The organism is Geodermatophilus sp. SYSU D00708 (assembly GCF_054050115.1).
On record NZ_JBJGYS010000062.1, the window covers coordinates 1 to 2,745 of the forward strand.

Annotated in this window: 3 protein-coding genes; all 3 read left to right on the forward strand. The window is 73.2% G+C overall.

What is annotated here, in order from left to right; all coding sequences use genetic code 11:
• On the forward strand, positions 1 to 829 hold an 829-nt coding region (locus tag ACI79D_RS24860; RefSeq protein WP_456921212.1), incomplete at its 5' end, for an LGFP repeat-containing protein.
• A 66-nt stretch (positions 830 to 895) separates the two neighbouring features.
• Positions 896 to 1,477 (forward strand): hypothetical protein, encoded by a 582-nt coding sequence (locus ACI79D_RS24865; RefSeq protein ID WP_456921213.1) that lies wholly within the window; start codon positions 896 to 898, stop codon positions 1,475 to 1,477.
• Positions 1,474 to 2,745 (forward strand): LGFP repeat-containing protein (locus ACI79D_RS24870; RefSeq protein ID WP_456921214.1); only part of this gene is annotated, 1,272 nt, incomplete at its 3' end. The genes ACI79D_RS24865 and ACI79D_RS24870, both read left to right, overlap by 4 nt.

Consider the following 2,745-nt stretch of genomic DNA (forward strand, 5'->3'; position numbering starts at 1 on the left):
TCGCTGGCTGGGCACGGCCATCCGCGACGCCTGGGGCGCCACCGGCTGGGAGGGCGGCCGGCTGGGCTACCCGACGTCGAGTCAGCGGTCCACGCCGGACGGCAAGGGCGCCTACGTGCACTTCCAGGGCGGCTCCATCTACTGGTCGAAGGCGGCCGGGGCGCACGCGGTGTTCGGTCCCGTGCGCGACGCGTGGAAGGCCACCGGCTGGGAGACCGGGCCGCTGGGGTTCCCGACGACCGACGTGGGGTCGACCGCCGGTGGTGTGGGGCAGTTCGTGCACTTCCAGGGCGGGTCGATCTACTGGACGCCGGACACGGGAGCGCAGTGGCTGGGCACGGCGATCCGGGACGCGTGGGAGGCTAGCGGCTGGGAGTACGGGCCGCTGGGGTACCCGACGTCGAGTCAGCGGGCGACGCCGGACGGGCTCGGCGCGTACGTCCACTTCCAGGGCGGGTCGATCTACTGGTCGAAGGCGACCGGGGCGCACGTGGTGCGCGGTGCGGTGCGCGACGTGTGGAAGGCGCAGCGCTGGGAGAAGGGGGAGCTGGGCTACCCGACCACCGACGTGCGCACCACGCCGGACGGGGTGGCCGAGTACGCCCACTTCCAGGGCGGGTCGATCTACGCCACCCAGGCCTTCGGCGCGCACGCGCTGTCCCTGGCGGTCCGCCAGGCGTGGGCCGACACCGGCTGGGAGAAGGGCCGGCTGGGCTATCCCACGTCGGACGCCTACCCGGTCACCGGCGGGTCGCGCACCGACTTCCAAGGCGGATACATCACTGTGCGTACTGGTGCGACCACGGGAACTGTCACCTACTCCTCCTGACAGCGCCCTCGCACCGACGCAACCGCAGTGCCACCGCACGGCACGACTCCGAAGGTGACTGACACGATGACGACCTCCTCCCTGCACGTCTGCTCCCGAGGGCTCGGCGCCCTCCTGGCCGCCTCCGCCCTCCTCCTCACGGGGTGCGGCGCGGAGAGCGCTGCCGACGCAGCGGCTCCGGACGGGAGCGCCGGAGCCACCACCGTGGCCGGCGAGCCGGAGATGGACGCCACGACGCCCGCTCCGTCCCCGGTCGGGGACGGCGCCGCGTCGCCGTCCGCCACCGCTCCGGCCGACGACCCGGTGAGCACGCCGGCCCCGCAGACGACGGAGGCACCGGCCGCTCCGGCCGCCACCGTGGCCCTGGCCTTCGCCGAGTGGGACGCGGCGTCCGGCACCGTCCAGGCCGCCGGCCAGGTCGGGTCGGTGATCGAGGACGGCGGCGAGTGCACCCTCACGCTGACCTCCGGGGCCACCACGGTCACCGCGGGCGTCGACGGGTTCGCCGACGCCACCACCACCGTCTGCAGCGGTCTGGCGATCGACGGGGACCGACTGTCGTCGGGCACCTGGACGGCGACGTTGCAGTACACGCCGCTCCGTGGCACTCCGGGGACCTCCGACCCGCTGGACGTGGTCGTCCCGTGACGGGCCGGCACCTCCGGCCCGCGCTGCTCGCCGGCCTGGTGGCGCTGTCCGCCGTCCTGGCCGTCCTCGTCCCCGTCGTCGGCAGCACCCCGTCGGCTCCCGCGCAGGCCGCGGACACCCGTCAGTTCGTCGCCGGGCACATCATCGACGACGAGCTGTTCTTCGCCGGCTCGGCGATGACCGCGGGGCAGGTGCAGACCTTCCTCGAGCAGAAGAACCCCAACTGCGTCCCGGCAGCGGACAAGACCCCGTGCCTGCAGGACTACCGGCAGAACACCTACACCCACCAGGCCGACGGGTACTGCGACGGCACCTACACCGGAGCGACGAACGAGACGGCGGCCACGATCATCGCCAAGGTCGGCCGGGCCTGCGGGATCAGCCAGAAGGTGCTCCTGGTGCTGCTGCAGAAGGAGCAGGGGCTCGTCACCGCGAGCGGGTCGGGCCTGACCCCGAGGCGGTACGCCCAGGCCACCGGGTTCGGCTGCCCGGACACCGCCGACTGCAACCCGGCCTACGCCGGCTTCTACGACCAGGTGTACAGCGCTGCCCAGCGGTTCCAGTACTACGCGGCCAACCGGACGCGGTACCAGTACCAGGCGGGCAAGACCGTCAACATCCTGTACAACCCGAACACGGCCTGCGGCTCGTCGCCGGTCTACATCCGCAACCAGGCCACCGCCGGGCTCTACATCTACACGCCCTACCAGCCCAACGCCGCGGCGCTCGCGGCGGGCTCCGGGACCGGCGACTCGTGCTCGGCCTACGGCAACCGCAACTTCTGGCTGCGCTACACCGACTGGTTCGGCTCGACCCACATCGGCAGCCGGATCGTCGCCGACGAGTACGCGCGGCGCGGCGGCGCCGGGGGAGCGCTCGGTGCCCCGACCAGTGACGTCACGTGTGGGCTGGCGGGTGGAGGGTGCTTCCAGCACTACGCGAAGGGCTCCCTGTACTACTCGCCCGCGACGGGCGTGCACGCCGTGAGCGGCGCCGTCTACGACGAGTGGGCGGCGACCGGCTGGGAGTGGGGGCCGCTGGGCTACCCCGTGTCCGAGATCGGCACCACCCCCGACGGCAAGGCCCGGTACGCGCACTTCGAGCACGGCTCGGTCTACTCGGCCCAGGGCCTGGGGACGCACTGGCTGGGTGCGGCGATCCGGGATGCGTGGGGCGTGGCCGGCTGGGAGGGCGGCCGGCTGGGCTACCCGACGTCCGACCAGCGGTCCACGCCGGACGGCAAGGGCGCGTACGTGCACTTCCAGGGC

Coding starts and splice junctions, on each gene's coding strand:
- ACI79D_RS24865 (WP_456921213.1), top strand. CDS start 896: ATGACGACCTCCTCCCTGCACGTCTGCTCCCGAGGGCTCGGCGCCCTC.